Raw genomic sequence first — 432 nt, forward strand, 5'->3', positions numbered from 1 at the left:
CTCGGTCTAAACACCCGAAACTATCAATTGAAGCCCAAGAAGCTTTTAAAAAAATTCCAAATCGAAACGATCTTTAAGATCCCAGGGCATGTCTCCCTAAATGACGTTCAAATATGGTTTCAAGATGAAGCCAGGTTTGGTCAGCGCAATACAACCACTCGAATATGGGCAGAGAAAGGCACTAGACCTAGAGCTGTTCAACAACAGCAGTTTGAATATGCTTATTTGTTTGGAGCAGTATGTGTGACGACTGGTCAAGCGGAGGCTATTGTTGCTCCACTAAGCAATATGGAAGTGATGAAAGAACACCTTAAACTCATATCTCGAGCAACTCCGATAGGCAAACATTCCGCTGTCATCATGGATCAAGCGAGCTGGCACCAAAGTTATCTCACCGATGACTTTAAAAATCTGACCATAATTCACATCCCG

At 42.8% G+C, this 432-nt stretch carries 1 pseudogene; it reads left to right on the forward strand.

Features of this window, described 5'->3' with window-relative positions:
- A pseudogene (locus tag BCU68_RS15830) lies at positions 1–432 on the forward strand (transposase); the annotation flags it as partial.

Origin of the sequence: Vibrio sp. 10N.286.49.B3 (assembly GCF_002873395.1) — a bacterium.
Taxonomy (GTDB): Bacteria; Pseudomonadota; Gammaproteobacteria; order Enterobacterales; family Vibrionaceae; genus Vibrio.